The sequence below is a fragment of the Bacteroidota bacterium genome (assembly GCA_021300195.1).
Lineage (GTDB): Bacteria > Bacteroidota > Bacteroidia > J057 > JAJTIE01 > JAJTIE01.
Map to the genome: position 1 here is coordinate 38515 of JAJTIE010000018.1, position 15859 is coordinate 54373.

General features: G+C 57.5%; 11 protein-coding genes. 8 read left to right on the forward strand and 3 right to left on the reverse strand.

Annotated elements, in window-relative coordinates; translation table 11 throughout:
* Window positions 1-5 precede the first annotated feature (5 nt).
* Window positions 6-641, reverse strand: coding sequence for a carotenoid biosynthesis protein (locus LW884_04445; GenBank protein ID MCE3007585.1), 636 nt, complete (start codon window positions 639-641; stop codon window positions 6-8).
* A 129-nt stretch (window positions 642-770) separates the two neighbouring features.
* On the opposite strand from LW884_04445, the gene carB reads away from it, so the two are divergent.
* The 5 genes from carB to LW884_04470 all read left to right on the forward strand — a co-directional run bounded on the left by carB (window position 771) and on the right by LW884_04470 (window position 9852).
* On the forward strand, window positions 771-3584 hold the full coding sequence (gene carB / locus LW884_04450) for a carbamoyl-phosphate synthase large subunit (protein MCE3007586.1): 2814 nt from the start codon (window positions 771-773) through the stop codon (window positions 3582-3584).
* A 225-nt stretch (window positions 3585-3809) separates the two neighbouring features.
* Window positions 3810-7745 carry an Eco57I restriction-modification methylase domain-containing protein gene (locus LW884_04455; GenBank protein MCE3007587.1) on the forward strand — a complete coding sequence of 1312 codons (3936 nt, stop codon included), beginning with the start codon at window positions 3810-3812 and terminating at the stop codon, window positions 7743-7745.
* A gap of 68 nt (window positions 7746-7813) precedes the next feature.
* Window positions 7814-8464, forward strand: a complete 651-nt coding sequence (locus LW884_04460) for a DUF4433 domain-containing protein (protein ID MCE3007588.1) — start codon at window positions 7814-7816, stop codon at window positions 8462-8464.
* An 80-nt stretch (window positions 8465-8544) separates the two neighbouring features.
* Entirely contained in the window at window positions 8545-9519 is a 975-nt protein-coding gene (locus tag LW884_04465; GenBank protein ID MCE3007589.1) for a macro domain-containing protein, read from the forward strand.
* A gap of 129 nt (window positions 9520-9648) precedes the next feature.
* Window positions 9649-9852 (forward strand): class I SAM-dependent DNA methyltransferase, encoded by a 204-nt coding sequence (locus tag LW884_04470; GenBank protein ID MCE3007590.1) that lies wholly within the window; start codon window positions 9649-9651, stop codon window positions 9850-9852.
* Window positions 9853-9935: 83 nt separating this feature from the next.
* Here the strand turns inward: LW884_04470 and LW884_04475 are convergent, their stop codons facing one another.
* Window positions 9936-11306 (reverse strand): SLBB domain-containing protein, encoded by a 1371-nt coding sequence (locus LW884_04475; protein ID MCE3007591.1) that lies wholly within the window; start codon window positions 11304-11306, stop codon window positions 9936-9938.
* 341 nt (window positions 11307-11647) lie between these two features.
* On the reverse strand, window positions 11648-12652 hold the full coding sequence (locus tag LW884_04480) for a hypothetical protein (protein MCE3007592.1): 1005 nt from the start codon (window positions 12650-12652) through the stop codon (window positions 11648-11650).
* Window positions 12653-12874: 222 nt separating this feature from the next.
* Here LW884_04480 and LW884_04485 point away from each other — a divergent pair, with 222 nt between their 5' ends.
* From LW884_04485 to pstA, 3 genes are read left to right on the forward strand one after another with little or no spacing between them, the layout of a single operon-like run.
* Window positions 12875-13762: a PstS family phosphate ABC transporter substrate-binding protein gene (locus LW884_04485; protein ID MCE3007593.1), complete on the forward strand. Its 888-nt coding sequence runs from the start codon at window positions 12875-12877 to the stop codon at window positions 13760-13762.
* Window positions 13762-15000 carry a phosphate ABC transporter permease subunit PstC gene (pstC, locus tag LW884_04490; protein ID MCE3007594.1) on the forward strand — a complete coding sequence of 413 codons (1239 nt, stop codon included), beginning with the start codon at window positions 13762-13764 and terminating at the stop codon, window positions 14998-15000. The genes LW884_04485 and pstC overlap by 1 nt, the downstream gene beginning before the upstream one ends.
* Window positions 15001-15038: 38 nt before the next feature.
* Complete coding sequence (gene pstA / locus LW884_04495) at window positions 15039-15854, forward strand: phosphate ABC transporter permease PstA (protein MCE3007595.1); 816 nt, start codon at window positions 15039-15041, stop codon at window positions 15852-15854.
* Window positions 15855-15859 lie beyond the last annotated feature (5 nt).

Genomic DNA, 15859 nt, shown 5'->3' on the forward strand with positions numbered 1-15859 from the left:
ACAGGCTAGGCCAGGAACAGTGCCAGCGTGGCAAAAAAGAGAAACTGCATGCCCAGCACCCAGGGGGCCAGCGGGTTTGTGCGTGTGGGCGCCTTGTATTGCCACAGTAGGCTGAAGAGCAGGGCCAGCACAAACCAGGCCAGGTAGTTCTGTAGCGGGGGGGTGGGTGCCTGCCAGCGCCACATATCCAGGGCAATGGCTACCGGCTCCATACACACATCCAGCAGCAGCAGTAGCAGGGCCGCTAGCAGGGCACGCCAGGGGGGGGGCACCAGCCGGTGCAGCCTAGGCAGGCTATTGGCTGCCGCCACCAGCAGCAGCCAGTTTAGGCCAATAAGCAGGGGCGTGCCCCACAGCTGTATGCCCAGCACCGGGCCATAGGCATAGGCACCAAAAGGAAAATGCGTCTGCACGCCCAATACCTCCACCCCAAAGCCCAGGCCATACACAGCCAGCGCCACTGGCAGCCAGGCCCTGCCCGGGTGCTGCAAGAAAAAAAGAGCGGATACCAGCAGCAGATGGTAGGGCGTCATCCACACAAACAGGGGGCGGCTGTAGGGCCACAGCATGCCGGCTGTACCCACCACATACGTAACCCCAATGATGAGGCGGGCGGCTGGATAGGAAATGCTAGGAAACAAAGCCAATGGAAACAAGCGCTTATCGTGTGTAAGATAGAACGAAAGCCGGGAAGAACAGCAGCAGCAAGATCGGCAAAAGCAAGATTAGCCCCTAACATTGCCGCCAGGCTATTACCTTTGTCCCCTGTTATGCCCAGAGACACCTCCATCCAATCGGTCCTGATCATCGGCAGTGGCCCCATCATCATCGGTCAGGCGTGCGAGTTCGACTATTCCGGCACACAGGCCGCGCGTGCCCTGCGCGAGGAAGGCATAGCAGTTAGCCTGATCAACAGCAACCCCGCCACCATCATGACCGACCCCATGATGGCAGACCAGGTGTATCTGTGGCCACTCACCCGCAAGAGCATTGTGCGGATACTGGAGGAGCGCAAGATAGATGCCGTACTGCCCACCATGGGTGGCCAAACAGCCCTGAACCTGTGCATAGAATGCAGCAAGGCTGGAATTTGGGACAAATACGGCGTGCGCATCATCGGCGTAGACCTGGATGCCATCCACCGGGCCGAAGACCGGGATGTGTTTCGGCGACTGATGGCCGATATTGGTGTGGAAACACCCAAAAGCCGCGTGGCGCGCAGCTTCCTGGAGGGCAAGGAGGCCGCACAGGAAATCGGCTTCCCACTGGTTATCCGCAGCTCCTACACCCTGGGTGGAACTGGCGGCGGCTTTGTGCACCGAAAGGAGGACCTGGACAAAGCCCTACGCTATGGCCTGGAGAGCAGCCCTGTGCACGAGGTACTGCTGGAAGAAAGCATTTTTGGATGGAAGGAGTACGAGCTGGAATTGCTGCGCGATGGCACGGGCAACTTTATTGTCATCTGCACCATCGAGAATTTTGACCCCTGTGGCATCCACACGGGCGACTCGGTAACCGTGGCACCGGCCCTTACCCTACCCGACACCCAGTATCAGGCCATGCGAGACCAGGCCATACGGGTAATGAACAGCATAGGCACCTTTGCCGGCGGCTGCAACATCCAGTTTGCCCTCGACCCAGAGTCTGGCCGCATTATTGTGATCGAAATCAACCCCCGTGTAAGCCGCAGCTCGGCCCTGGCCAGCAAGGCCACGGGCTACCCAATTGCCAAAATTGCTGCCAAGCTAGCCATTGGCTACAACCTGGACGAACTGCACAACCAGATTACCAAAACCACCTCGGCCTGCTTTGAGCCCAGCATAGACTATGTGGTAACCAAAATTCCACGCTGGAACTTCGAGAAATTTCAGGGTGCCAGCCGGGCCCTGGGCCTCACCATGAAAAGCGTGGGCGAGGTGATGGGCATTGGCCGAACCTTTGCCGAAAGCATACAAAAAGCCGCCCAGAGCCTGGAGATAAAGCGCAACGGACTGGGGGCAGATGGACGCGAACTGCGGAAAACCGAGCGCCTGATGGAGAGCCTGGCCAACCCCAGCGCCAATCGCTTATTCCACGTGCACGATGCCATGCAGGCCGGCATCAGCCGAGATACGATACAGAAAACTACCCGGATAGACCCCTGGTTTCTGGATCAGGTAAACAGCATTGTACGGATGGAGGAGGAGCTGCGCCAGCACCGGCTGAACAACATCCCCACCGAACTGCTGCGGCGGGCTAAGCAGATGGGCTTTGCCGACCGCCAGATAGCCCACCTGATAGACTGCCTGGAAAGCCAGGTGTACAAGCTGCGCACCGAGATGGGCATAAACCGCGTGTACAAAATGGTGGATACCTGTGCCGCCGAGTTTGAAGCCCAGACGCCCTACTACTACAGCACCTTCGAGGGCGAAAACGAAAGCCGGGTATCAAACAAAAAGAAAATCGTAATCCTGGGTAGCGGGCCCAACCGGATAGGCCAGGGCATTGAGTTTGACTACTGCTGTGTGCATGGCCTCCAGGCCGTAAAGGAGGCCGGCTACGAGGCCATTATGGTAAACTGCAACCCCGAAACCGTAAGTACCGACTTTGACATAGCCGACAAGCTGTACTTCGAGCCTGTATTCTGGGAGCATGTGTACGACATCATCCAGCACGAAAAGCCCGAGGGCGTGATCGTACAACTGGGCGGCCAAACAGCCCTGAAGCTGGCCGAAAAACTGACCAAATACGGCATACCCATCATAGGCAGCAGCTTTGACAGCATAGACCTGGCCGAGGACCGTGGCCGCTTCAGCACCCTGCTGCGCGACCTGGAGATACCCTACCCCGTGTTTGGCGTGGCACGCAGCGCACAAGAGGCCCTGGACCTGGTGAAAGACATTGGCTACCCCGTGCTGGTGCGCCCCAGCTACGTGCTGGGAGGCCAGCGCATGCGCATCGTCATCAACGACGAGGAGCTGGAAAGCCATGTAATAAAGGTGCTGCGCGAAATGCCCGGAAACCAGGTGCTGATAGACCGATTTCTGGAAGGCGCTGCCGAGGCCGAGGCCGATGCCCTGGCCGACGGGGAACAGGTGCACGTAATGGGCATCATGCAGCACATAGAGCCCGCCGGCATACACAGCGGAGACAGCACCGCCGTGCTGCCCCCCTTCGACCTGGGCGACCTGACCCTGAAAACAATAGAAGACTATACCATACGGATTGCCAAGGCACTGAACGTGAAGGGCCTCATCAATGTGCAATTTGCCATCCACAAGGGTAAGGTGTATGTGATAGAGGCAAACCCGCGTGCCAGCCGTAGTATGCCCTTTATCTGCAAGGCCTACCAGAAGCCCTACCTGAACTATGCCACCAAAGTAATGATGGGCACCCACCGGGTATCCGACTTTGACCTAACCCCCATCCGTACCGGCTACGCCATCAAGGTGCCGGTCTTTAGCTTCAGCAAGTTTCCCAACGTGAACAAGGAGCTGGGGCCAGAAATGAAAAGCACGGGCGAGGAAATCCGCTACATAGATGACCTGATGGACGAATACTTCCTGCAGGTGTACAGCGAACGCAACCTCTACCTCAGCCGCTAGGCACTACCCCTGCGGGGATTTTCGCGAATAAGTATATTTAGAGAGCAACAGATGCCTCTCGCGGTACGGCCCTGGCAGCCTGCCCTGGCGGGGCAGCAGGCGGGGCAAGGCCACAGTGCCTTTGCTACTTTTCTTTTGCTCCTCGGCTAGCCTTAGGGCCAGGGGACCAGTACCTACTCAGCAGCACGGGGTACGCACCCACTGTTTTGTGCGTACTTTTAAGCCATGCTTTTTACCGAACAGCCCCTGCTGCAAACACTGCCCCTGGAATGGCGCGCCCGTACGGTAGAGCTGGGTGAGCTGGAAACCTTTGTAGCGGCACTGCAGCAGCTGCTGGCGGGCCTGAATGACAAGGAGACCGAAGAGCACAACAAAAACCTGGTGCGCGACTTCCTGAAGGCAGCCTTTGCTGCCGACTATGCCGATACCAACACCAAGGGCCGGGTAGACCTGGCCGTGTACCAGGACGGGATGCCCGTGGTGCTGATAGAGGCCAAGGCACCCGGCAAGCATGCGGACTTCCCTACGCCCGGCGACCTGAACACCAAGGCGCTGCACGAGCTGGTGCGCTACTACATGGCCGAACGCCTAGAGCACGCCAACAACCGCATCACCCAGCTGATCATCACCAACGGGCTGGAGTGGTATATCCTGCAAGCGCAAGACGTGGAGCGCCACTTCTACGAGCACACAGCCTTTCGCAAAGCCTACCAGAGCTGGGCCAAGGGCGACCTGACCAGCCAGAAGACGGACCACTTCTACAAAGAAATAGCCCGCCCCCACATAGCGCAGCTGGAGGCCGAGCTGCCCTACCTGTACCTGAACCTGCGCGAGCTGGGCACCCTGCCCGAAAGCCTGGCACAGCTGCGCAACCATAGCACCTGGCTACAGGCCTTCCGGGTGCTGCACCCCCACCACCTGCTGAAAAAGCCGCTGCCCAACCGAGGCAATACGCTGAACCGCCCCTTCTACGAGGAGCTGCTACATGTGCTGGGCCTGCAGGAGGAGGGCACCAAAAACCCCAAGCCCATCACCCGCCTGCCCGAAGCTGAGCGGCAGCCCGGCGCGCTGATGGAGAATGTGGTGGCCACCATGGTGGCCAAAGGCAAAAAGCTGCTGGAGCGCGAGCCCCTGATGTCGATGGTGCCCACCTATGGCACCACCTATGACGAGCAGGTGTTCAATATGGCCTTTGAGCTGGTGAGCACCTGGCTGAACCGCATCCTCTTCCTCAAGCTGCTGGAGGGCCAGCTGGTAAGCTACCATGTGAACAACAAGGGCGAACCCGGCGATGCCCGGCAGGCTTTTCTCCATACCAAAAAGATACCCGACTTCTTTGCCCTGCGCGATCTCTTCTTCCAGGTGCTAGCCGAGCGGCCCGAACAGCGCGAGCAGGAGCTGAAGGAGCTCTTTGGCCATGTGCCGTACCTAAACAGTTCGCTCTTTGAGCGCACAGCGCTGGAGGAGGCCACGGGCATAGAAATCAGCAGCCTGTACCCCCACCGCAGGCTGCTGCCCTACCGCAAAACGGTGCTGCGGGTAAAACCCGACACACCCCTAGACTTTCTGCCCTACCTGTTCGACTTTCTGGATGCCTACGACTTTAGCACCGTGGAGGTACGCGAGGTGCGGGCGGGCAACCGTGGCCTGATAGACGCACGGGTGCTGGGCCTGGTATTTGAGAAGCTGAATGGCTACAAAGACGGCTCCTTCTACACCCCCAGCTTTGTTACCATGTTTATGGCCCGCGAGGCGGTGCAGCGCGCTGTGGTGAACAGCCTGAACCGCGAGCTGAAGTGGGACTGCCCGGACTATGCCGCCCTGCGCGACCGTGTGGAGTGCCTGAAGAAGGAGGAACGACCCCGGGTGTCGGGCCTCATCCGCCAGCTGCGGGTGGTAGACCCCGCCGTGGGCAGCGGCCACTTCCTGGTATCGGTGCTGAACCAGCTGATATACACCCTGTGGGAGCTGGAGCTGCTGTACTACCACGACAGTGCCAGGGGCAAAGACAGCGACAAGCTGGTGCTGCCCGCACGCTACACCTTCAGCATCGTGGAGGACGAGCTACTGCTGGCAGACCAAAATGGAGACCGCCTGCGCTACCACCTGGGCCGAGACGGAAAGCCCAACGCCGAGGTGCAGGCCCTGCAAGAAACCCTCTTCCACCTGAAGCAGGAGCTGATAGAGAACTGCCTATTTGGCGTGGACCTCAACCCCGCATCTGTATACATCTGCCGCCTGCGCCTGTGGATAGAGCTGCTGAAGCACGCCTACTATGCCGCGCCCCACTATCGGCATATGGAAACCCTGCCCAACCTGGATATCAACATCAAGCCGGGAAACAGCCTGGCCAGCAAGTTCCGATTGCACCTACCGTTTGTTGAAACCCGAAACGAAGAAATCTCGCTGGCACTGTACTTAAGCAGTGTGCATGCCTATAAGCACGAAAAAGATATAGAAGAAAAAGGGCGGCTTACTGCGTATATCGATAAGGTAAAAAAACACTTCACAAAATCATTCCGGGTACAAAAAAACGACCCGCTTGAAGTAAAGAGAACTCAGCTTGAATCCCAGCTGATGGAACTGACAGGCCTGGGGATGGAAAGACTTCTGTTAAGTATTATGGAAGTATGGTCCGATGAGTCCAGAAAAAAGAAGATTGAAAAAATAACCAGCCAAATCCAAGAGATAGAGCAGGAGATAAAGAAAAAGGAAACGGGCATCCTCTGGAGAAATGCTTTTGAATGGCGGTTCGAGTACCCGGAGGTGCTGGACGAGCGGGGCGACTTTGCGGGCTTCGACCTCGTGATCGGCAACCCGCCCTACATACGCCAGGAGCAGATACAGCACCTGAAGCGTGTGCTGGAGCAGAACTACGACACCTACACCGGCAGGGCTGATATATATGTCTTCTTCTTCGAGCTGGGCTACCAGCTGCTGCGGCCCGGTGGCACCCTGGCCTACATTACCAGCAACAAGTTTATGCGCGCGGGCTATGGCGAAAAGCTGCGCGCCTACCTACAGCAGCACATGGCCATCCGCACGCTGGTCGACTTTGGCGACCTGCCAGTGTTTGACGAGGCCATAGCCTACCCCGCTATCTACGTAGGCGAAAAACGACAGCCCGAACCCGAGGGCAGCGGCCTGCTGGCCCTCACCGTGACAGACAAGGCCGAGATGAAAACCTTTGCCCAGCTGTACGACACCCAGGCCCTGCGGCTGGCCCAGCAGCAGCTGGAGCCCACCGCCTGGCGGCTGGAAGACCCGCAGGTGAGCCGCCTGCTAGACAAGATGCGCCGTGCCGGCACCCCCCTGGGCGAGTATGTGAGCGGCAAGATATTTTACGGCATCAAGACCGGCCTGAACGAAGCCTTTGTGGTGGATGCCGCCACCAAAGACCGTCTGATAGCCGAAGACCCCCGCAGCATCGAGGTGCTGAAGCCCTTCCTGCGGGGTAGGGACATCAAGCGGTACGAAAAGCCGGTGGCAGAGACCTGGCTGATCCTGCTACCCAAAGGCATTACCATCAAAAGCGCGCGCGACGGCGAACCCCTTCCTGCTTTTTTACAGGGAACGGTGGTGGAAGAGGCACCCGCCCGCTATGGCACCATCGCCTACGAAGAAGCGGAGGAGTGGCTAAAGGGAAGCTATCCCGCTATATACAAATGGCTGTTGCCCTTTAGGGAGAAGGCGGAAGCACGCGCAAACCAGGGCGACTTCTGGTGGGAACTGGGAGCTTGTAGCTATTATCCCGAATTTCTGAAGCCCAAAATTGAAGTGCCCGCCATTGTCTCGCGCAGTAGCTGTACGCTAGACACACAGGGGGCTTTTTCGAATGACAAAACCACCATCATAACGGGTGAAAAAGTATTGCTAGTATTACCCCTATTGAACAGCAGGGCGGCAGAGTTCTTTATGAAGTGTATCTCGCCTACTCGCCAAAATGATTATTATGAGTACAAGCCCGTCTATCTCGCCAGGATTCCCATCCCCAAAGCCAGCAAAGCGCAGCAGAAGAACCTGGAAAAGCTGGCCCAGCAGGTAATGGATGCCAAGGCGCAGGGCGCAGATACCGCAAACCTGGAGGCGCAGATAGACACCCTGGTGTACGAGCTGTACAGCCTCAGCACAGATGAAATCGCACTAATAGAACAGGGCTAGCAGCACACATGGTACAGGCGCTACCGACGAGAAAAACAAGACTGCCCCACTAACGTACACACCCGCCAATGGCTAGCAGTACAGCTAATACAGACTACACACAGCTATTCATCTACCGTATTACCCATAGGGACAATATACCCTATCTACTGGAAAAAGGTATTTGTTCGTCCAATAGTCTTAATGTTTCACCAAGTTATGTGAATATTGGCCATAAGGAGGTGATCGAAAAACGGAATGCTACGCCAGTAAGAATAGATGGGTATGGTGTATTGCACGACTATGTGTCCTTTTATTTTACCCCACACTCGGTAATGTTGTACAACATCAAAACCGGCTATGGGAATGTTGAGCAACGGCCCCAGAATGAGATAGTGATATTACAGGCTTCTATTATGTGTGTTATTGCGAGTGGACAGCGCTTCTTCTTCACCGATGGCCAAGGCAATGCTCGCATCACTAAACACTTAGCCAACCCAACGGATCTGGATAAAATCGATTGGCCGTTGATACGTAAACGTGATTTTAAAAACGAGCCGCAGGACATGGATAAGCACCGAAGATACCAGGCCGAATTTCATGTACATGGGTGCGTACCCGTTAGCTGCATCCATAAGATCGTTGCTTACGACACAGAAACCACTACTTTTGTAGAGAGGGAAGTAAATAAGAATGGGCTTTCCATTCCCGTACAGGAAGACACAAAGTATTACTTCTGATGGCTATACGGTTCACACAGGGCAATCTATTACAGTCTGAGGCTGAGGCCTTGGTTAACACCGTTAATACTGTCGGGGTAATGGGTAAAGGTATTGCTTTGCAATTCAAGGAAGCCTTCCCTGCTAACTTCAAGGCTTATCGCGAAGCCAGCAAGCACAATGAGCTGGCGCCTGGTAAACTGCTAGTACTACGCGATAAAAATCTACAGTATGGGGAGAAGATCATCATCAACTTCCCTACCAAAACGCACTGGAAAGGTGCCTCCAAATATGAGTATATAGAGAGCGGGCTGGTAGCACTACGTAAGCTACTGCTAAAGGGTGAGATACAGAGCATTGCCATTCCGCCACTGGGCTGTGGCCAAGGTGGGCTGGATTGGGCCCGTGTAAAGCTGATGATACTAGAGCATCTGCAGGGCCTGGAAACAGTAATCGACGTATATGAACCCAATAGCGAAATCAAGGCTACATTACAAGCCCAGCCTATGCATAAAAAGCCTGTTAAGCTGACCCGGGCCAGGGCTATGCTACTCTATGCCTTGTTTCACTATGAGCAGCTGGGTGAACAGAGCAGCCCTTTTTCGGCCAATAAACTGGCTTACTTTCTGCAAAGACTAGGAGAGCCTATGAAATTGGAGTTCAAGCCTTACATTTATGGCCCCTACGATGAGAAAGTAACACATGTGCTTTATGCATTAAATGGGCAATATCTAAAGGGGTTGGAGCAGAAACAGGCCAAATCTTTTGAGCCCCTACTACTAGACTACAGCAAATGGAAAGAGGTGAGCACCTATGTGGCAGAGCAGCTGAATGAGGCAGAGCAAGACCGCCTTCAGCGACTAATACAATTGCTTACCGGGTTTGAGAGCGAACTATCACTTGAGCTTCTAGCTACAGTAGACTTTATACTGGCCCGTAACCCTGAATACAACCAAAAACAGGTAATGGAAGCTATACGCCGGTGGAACCGGCGCAAAGAGCGCTTGTTTAAGGAAGAGTATGTACAAATAGCATATAACCATTGGGTAGAGCACCAGGCACTTTTCAGCAATTGAGTAAGGGGGACACCATAGTAGAATCGCATTGCCTATTGCAGGGCAGTCATTATCTCGTCCTCCTAAATCTATTAGTTGTACATACTATTTGAGCTCTACATGCCCTTCAATTAGGGGCAGATATTTGAGATGAAAACACAACATGTTGAGACTATCCCCATCCCCAAAGCCACCAAGGCGCAGCAGAAGAACCTGGAAAAGCTGGCCCAGCAGGTAATGACCGCCAAGGCGCAGGGCGAAAATACCGAAAGCCTGGAGGCGCAGATAGACGCTATCGTATACCAGCTGTACGGGCTTAGCACAGATGAAATCGCACTAATAGCACAGGGCTAGCGGGGGCAGGGATCAGGCACACCAGCTGGCACCTGTCGACCCCCGACAAAACACACCGGGGAGGGGAGGCAGGGCTACTGCCACTACACCAGCACGGCTGGCGCAGCCTGCACCCGGGCCTCAAACTCGTCCTGAAAGCGCAGGATAGCACCGCGTACGGGCCAGGCGGCGGCATCGGCCAGGGCGCAGATGGTGCGGCCCTCCATGTTGTAGCACAGGTCTAGCAGCAGGTCCAGGTCGCGGGTGCCGGCCTGGCGGTGTACAAACTTGGCCAGCAGGCTCTTCAGCCAGCCGGTGCCCTCGCGGCAGGGGGTGCACTGGCCACAGCTCTCGTGGTCGTAAAAGGCGGCGGCGCGGTAGGCATAGCGCACCATGTCTACCGTTTCATCCAGCACCAGGATGCCGGCCGTACCCATGGCCGATCCGGCCTTGCCCAGGCTGTCAGCGTTCATGGTTACGCCCTCTATGCTGAAGGGTTTGCCGTGGGCATCCACGTTGATGCGACCGCCCATCATGTCTTTGTACTGGTCGGTGGGTACCCAGCCGGGTGTGCTGCCGTCGGCCCGCAGCACGGGTACCGATACACCACCGGGCACCACGGCCTTTATCTTTTTGCCGCCGCGGATGCCGCCAGCTACATCGTAGATCAGGTCGGTAAGCAGCATGCCGGTGGGGTACTCGTACACGCCGGGCTTGTTTACATGGCCGCTGATGCCGTAGAGCACGGGGCCGGGATGATCGGGCGCACCCAGGCTGCTAAACCACTGGGCGCCGTTTTTCAGCACCAGGGGTACGTTGGCCAGGGTCTCTATGTTGTTGATGGTGGTAGGCTTGCCCCACAGGCCGTACTGGGCCGGGAACGGCGGCTTGCTGCGCGGGTAGGCCCGCTTGCCCTCCAGGCTCTCCATCAGGCTGGTCTCTTCGCCACATATGTAGGCACCGGCACCCTTGTGCACGAATACGTCGCAGCTAAACTGGGTGCCAAACAGGTTCTTGCCCGCATAGCCCTTGGCATAGGCCTCGTCTACTGCTGTTTGCAGGATGTCTATCCAGTCGGCATACTCACCGCGGATGTACACATAGGCCGCGTCCATCTGCATGGCGTAGCAGGCCAGTATGGCGCCCTCTATGAACAGGTGGGGGTTGAACTCGAAGAGGCGGCGGTCTTTGAAGGTGCCGGGCTCACTTTCGTCGCCATTGCAGGCCAGGTAGCGGGGCACCCCCTCCTGCTTGGGGGGCATAAAGCTCCACTTAAGGCCGGCGTTGAAGCCGGCTCCGCCGCGGCCGCGTATGTTGGCGGCCTTTACCAGGTCTATCAGCTTTTTAGGCTCCCAGCTTTCCTCTTTTACCACGCGCTTCAGCTGTGTGTAGCCCCCGTGCCGGGTGTACACGTCTATTTTGTGGTAGTCCGGTATGTCCGGCAGCAGCACCTTCTGATAGCTTTTCCAGTCCATGGTTTTGTACGGAGACAAAGGTTTTACCGGGCCAAATTACGTAAAAGGATCCGAATGCCGGGTGCCAGGCTTGTATACAATCCAACATTACACGGGGCGGTGGCGGGCTAGGCTGAATATTAATGATTTGGTAACCCCTGGCGCGGGGCTGCATAGGCGGCTGGGGCTTAACCTGCGCGGCTTATGGCACGGAGGTCTGGATTTACAAACCGGTGCGCCGACACCCTGTGGGACTGGCTATATGCCTGGTGACGAGGCTGGCTGCGGGCGCAGCAGCAGCGGTGGCCGTCTGCCAGGTCAGCACCGGTGTAGGCAAACGCTGCGGTGCCCTGTGCAGTGGCCTAGTCCGATTTGGTTACGCTCAGCTCCAGCACACCACCGGTGCAGGGCGGGAAAAGATCTGGGAAAACAGGATCGCCGCCCGGATTAAAGCCGCGGATGCGGTAGCGGATTACCTGGTAGGGCTGGCCGGCGGCCAGGCTGAAGGTGGCAGAGGTCTCACTTACCGTCAGGGGCTGGTAAGCGCCGTACGTGCCCGAGCCGGGCGTGGTCTCCTGGGCCACTTGTGTCTGATTGGGGCCAAAGCCACCGAGATCGATAAGGGTAAAGGTGGCAGCATCGCTACAGGTGGTTGCCGCGCCAGGCTCTTGCACCTTCAGGTTGCCATAGTCTACGGTAAACTGCTGCGGAAACTCCTCCGCGCTACAGTTGTTAAGGCTGATACGCGCATCATACTGGGTAACCAGGCCCACCCGGTCGGCACGCACGGGCAAGATAAACTCGTATTGATGGGCTCTATTGATGGTGGCCCCATTGGCCGTAAAGGTGGCCGTTTGCCAGCTGCTTTCGCCCGAAATCCGGTATTCTACCTTACTCAGGTGCTCGTAGGTCACGAAATTAAAGTTGGCTACCTGGCTGGCCGCATCTGTACACAGCCTTCGCACTGCGCCTAAGAAGGCAATGTCGTAGAGCCCTTCTGCGCCATAGTTGATGGTGTAGTTCTGCGCAAACTCCTGCGGGCCACAGCCCGAGTTGTTGATGTTCTGATCGCTGATACGCACGTCATACTGGGTAAGCAGGCCCACGCGGTCGGCACGCACAGGCAAGATGAACGCGTATTGCAGGGTGCCCGTGGTGGTAACGGCGGCTGTTTGCCAGCTGCTTTCGCCCGAAATCCGGTATTCTACCTTGGGGATCACGCTGGTAGAAAAACCAAAGACGGCTTCCTGGCTTGCCGCATCTGCACACAGCGTTTGCTCTGTGGTAAAGAAGGTGATCTCGCACTGGGCGGCGGCCAGCTGTGCCGACAGCAGCAGGAGCAGCAAGAAGTAAAATAGCCTTTTCATCAGAAAAAGACAATGTTGAAAAGCCACGCAAAGCAAAGATAGCGGCCCCGTGTGGACAGATACGCCTGAAATGGCGAATAGTCGAAAATGATGTTGGGGCCCCGTGTGGGCCATACGCTGCATGCTGCCAGCCAACAGGGCGGGGGGGATATACATTATTAATGATTTGGTAACCCCTGGCACGGGGCTGCATAGGCAGCGGGGGCTTAACTTGCGCGGCTTATGGCACCTAGGTCTGTATTTGCAAACCGGTGGGCCGGCACCCTGTGGGGGCTGGCTATATGCCTGGTAGCGGGGCTGGCTGCCGGGCTGGCAGGCTGTGCACAGCAGCCCGGCTACATCAAGATAAAAGGGAGCGAGACGGTGCTACCCATAGCGCTGAAGCTGGCCGAGAAGTATACGGCAGACCCTGGCCTGCCCGACGTATCGGTAACGGCAGGGGGCAGCGGGGTGGGCATAGCCGCCCTGCTGGAGGCGAATACAGACATTGCCATGTCCAGCCGGGCCATCAAGTTTGAGGAGCGGGTGAGCTTTGCCGAGCGGGGGGTGCCCTTTGAGGAACTGGTGGTAGGGCTGGATGCCCTGGCGCTGGTGGTACACAAGGAAAACCCCCTGGACAGCCTGAGCCTGGAGCAGGTAAAGGCCATCTATCAGGGCCGCATTACCAACTGGAAAGAGCTAGGGGGCCAGGATGCGCCCATCGTGGCCTTCAACCGCGAGAGCAGCTCGGGCACCTATGAGTTTTTCAAGAAAGTGGTGCTGGAGAAAGAAGACTTCGGTGCGCTGCAAACCGTAGGGGCCAATGGCGAGCTGATAGAAAAAGTGGCCGAAAATGTGCTGACCATCGGCTACGTGGGCATAGCCTACCTGAACCCGAATGTAAAGGCGATCCGGCTGTACCAGCCGGCACTGGGCCGCAGTGTAAGCCCCACGGTAGCACATTCGCTAGACAAGACCTACCCGCTGGTACGCCCCCTCTACTTCTACTACCTGCGGCAGGACGAAGCGCGCCTGCGCCCGGTGCTGGCTTTCCTGAAAACCCAGGCGGGCCAAGAGCTGGTGCTCAGCGTAGGCTATCCGCCCAACCCCAGGTATTACACCGCACCCTGATGGCAAAACGCGCAGAACAAAAACCCGCGGCCCTTTTTTGGCAGGCGTTTATCAAGGCCTGTGGCTACGCCAGCAGCGTGCTGGTGCTTATCATTGTCATTTTTTTGTTCCGCGAGGGAGCGGGCCTGTTTAGCAGCCCGGCTATTGAGAAGAACCTGGTGGCAGCCGTACATCCGTCCAATCCGGTCTCACGCCTATCAGAGGCGGACCTGCACGCCCTACTCCAGCAGAAGATTAGCCGCTGGAGCGAGCTGGGGGGCCCCGATGTAGCCGTGGAGCTGCTGCACATCAACAACCTGGAGAAGCAGCTAACCCAGTATGGGGTGCTGCCCGCCAAGGCCAAACCCGAGGCGGTGCTGGGCGCGCGCTATGAGGGCCTGGCCCCTGTGCTGGATAGCCTGCTGGAGCGGCACCCAGGCCTGCTGCTCATCGTTCAGCCACGGTTTATACCCAGTAGTGCCAGGCGTGTGGAGGTGGGTACCCTTAGCCTCGGGGGCTTTCTGGCGGGGCGCAGCTGGGAGCCCACGCGCAGCCCGGCCCCGCTGTTTGGGGCACTACCCCTGCTGTGGGGTACGGTACTGGTTACACTCGGGGCGCTGCTGCTGGCCCTGCTGCTGGGCCCGGCCGTGGCCCTCTACATGGCCGAGCTAGCCCCAGCAGCGCTATACCGCTGGCTAAAGCCTGCCATCGAGCTGCTGGCGGGCATCCCCTCGGTGGTGTTCGGCTTCATTGGCCTGGTGGTGCTGGTGCCCAACATACGCGAGGTCTTTGGCCTAAGTAGCGGCAGCACCGTGCTGGCTGGCTGTGTTTTACTGGCCGTCATTGCACTACCCACCATCATATCGGTTAGCGAAGACGCGCTGCGTGCCGTACCGCGTAGCCTGAAAGAAGCCAGCATGGGCATGGGGGCCACCCACTGGCAAACGATGATGCGGGTGCTGGTGCCCCACAGCCTGCCCGGCATACTGGCAGCAGTACTGCTGGGCGTAGGGCGCATAGTGGGCGAAACCATGGCTGTGCTGATGGTAACAGGCAATACGCCCCAAATGGCCGGGCTGGATTTTTTGGCCAGCGTGCGCACCATGAGTGCGGCCATAGCTGCCGAAATGGGCGAGGCCCCACAGGGGGGCCTGCATTACAAAAGCCTGTTTGCTGTGGGCTGCCTGCTGTTTCTGCTTACCTTCCTGCTGAATCTGATCGGCCAACTCCTCATCTTCAAGCGTCGTAAATCCCGGTGAAAGCCAGCTACCTGAAACAGAAGATTGCCTTCGGTGTTATGCGTGTGCTTACCCTGATCGTGGTGGGCATACTTGCGTTCATCCTGCTCTATGTGCTTATACGCGGCATTGGGTCGGTGCTTTCGTGGTCTTTCTGGGCCGATGTACCCCGCGAAGGCCTTACCGAGGGGGGGATTTTCCCGGCCATTGTGGGCACCCTGGCGCTCACACTGCTCAGCATCCTATTTGCCTGCCTCATTGCCATCCCGGCAGGCATCTACATGGCCGAGTATGCGCCGAAGGGCTGGCTGAAGTCCAGCGTGGACATCATGACGAACAACCTGGCGGGGATCCCCAGCATCATTTTTGGTCTGTTTGGCATGACGTTCTTTGTGGTAGGCCTGGGTATGGGCGACTCGTTGCTGGCCGGCAGCCTCACCCTGGCTATTATGGCCCTGCCGGTCATCATCCGCACCACCGAGCAGGCGGTGGTAGGCGTGCCCCACGACCTGCGGCAGGCCAGCATTGCCCTGGGGGCCACTCGTTTCCAGACGATCTATAAAATCACCCTGCCCGTAGCCTTGCCCCGCATCATTACCGGTATCATCCTCAGCGTAGGGCGCGTAGCGGGCGAAACAGCACCCATTCTCTTCACCGTAGCGGCCCTGTACCTGCCCCGCCTGCCCCACAGCCTGCTAGACCAGGTGATGGCCCTGCCCTACCACCTGTATATCCTGAGTGTGAGTAGCCCGGAACCCGATAAAAGTCTGCCCATGGCCTTTGGCACGGCGCTGGTACTGCTGCTGCTGGTACTGGGCCTAAACCTGGTGGCCAATGCCATCCGGAGTCACTACAAAAAGAAATTCAAGCTGTAAAGCCC